At 54.5% G+C, this 488-nt stretch carries 1 protein-coding gene; it reads left to right on the top strand.

Annotation, left to right across the window (positions count from 1 at the left end; translation table 11 throughout):
* Window positions 1-31 precede the first annotated feature (31 nt).
* Window positions 32-488, top strand: a 457-nt coding sequence (locus tag ACTJIK_RS25765; protein ID WP_440650479.1) for a hypothetical protein, incomplete at its 3' end; no start/stop codon positions are given.

Genomic DNA, 488 nt, shown 5'->3' with positions numbered 1-488 from the left:
GCTTACCCGCGATGCGGCTTCGATCGCTGCGTTGACAGACCTTCAAAGCCTGCCCACAGTAGTGATCCCGGCAGGAGACGGATTTGTGGATGTAAACTTTGTTCCGGCAGATGACAATGTAATTGAGGCTACGGAAAAACTGATCCTGACACCGGCCGCCACTGGCTTCACTTTCAACCAGCCGATCAGCTTCGATATCACTGATCAGGACCTGGCAGGAGCAACGATCACTCTATCCGCCGCGCCAGCCAGTGTTGCAGAAGGCGCCAGTTCTGTGATTACAGCTACGCTGAATGGCGGTGTGACCGCCGCCAGCAACCTGGTTATTACTTTAACTAAAGGCGCCGGCTCTACTGCCGGCAGTGCCGAGCACGGCGTACTTGGTCCCATCACGATCAACGCTGGTCAAACAACCGGCACTGTTACACTGACCACCAATACTGACCAGGTATTGGAGGCTAATGAAACTGTAATGATCGAAGGCGCCA

Origin of the sequence: Chitinophaga sp. 22620 (assembly GCF_052044405.1) — a bacterium.
GTDB lineage: Bacteria > Bacteroidota > Bacteroidia > Chitinophagales > Chitinophagaceae > Chitinophaga.
The sequence above is the reverse complement of the archived record's forward strand: the minus strand, read 5'-3'. Positions and strand labels throughout refer to the sequence as shown.